The sequence below is a fragment of the Ochrobactrum sp. SFR4 genome, from assembly GCF_019730395.1.
Lineage (GTDB): Bacteria > Pseudomonadota > Alphaproteobacteria > Rhizobiales > Rhizobiaceae > Pseudochrobactrum.
This window is the reverse complement of sequence record NZ_JAAPBB010000185.1, coordinates 1-471: the sequence shown is the minus strand read 5'-3', so window position 1 is coordinate 471 and position 471 is coordinate 1. Positions and strand designations below refer to the sequence as shown.

The following is a 471-nucleotide window of genomic DNA, read 5'->3' as shown; positions in this document are numbered from 1 at the left end:
CGGATTACTCACCTCAATCAGCCGCTTCATGCGCCCCGATAACCAAATCGGCTGAATTCTACCCTCGACGCTTATCAAACCAACTTCACGCAATATCCGAAACAAGACCTGACGCAATTTCGCGCAGGTTGAAGCTGAAAGAGCGGCGAGGCCGGGATCGCTTTCAGCCTTCTCCGCGAGAAAGCGGTCAAAAACCTCATGACCCAGGTCAAGCCGCCATGATTGGTAGCGTTCGCTGATCACCTCGACTGCGAATTCGTATATAAAGCGATAGGTCCGGCAGACCGCCAGCCACACCATTGCCTGCTGCTCAGCGCGGTCAGCCTCTGCCGACAGGTACTGGCGCTCGGCATCCGAGAGATGGCCTATCCGGTCATACACTTCACGAAGCGTGCGGGTTTGCGAGGCCAGTTTGGGCAAGGATGACGCGCCCTGTGCCAGCAAGCGCACACGAGCAGATGCCCAGCTCTC

At 57.3% G+C, this 471-nt stretch carries 1 protein-coding gene; it reads right to left on the bottom strand.

Annotated features, from left to right (window positions below; all coding sequences use genetic code 11):
* A partial coding sequence (locus HBA93_RS18505; protein WP_221724276.1) for a DUF1819 family protein occupies window positions 1-471 on the bottom strand: 471 nt, incomplete at both ends.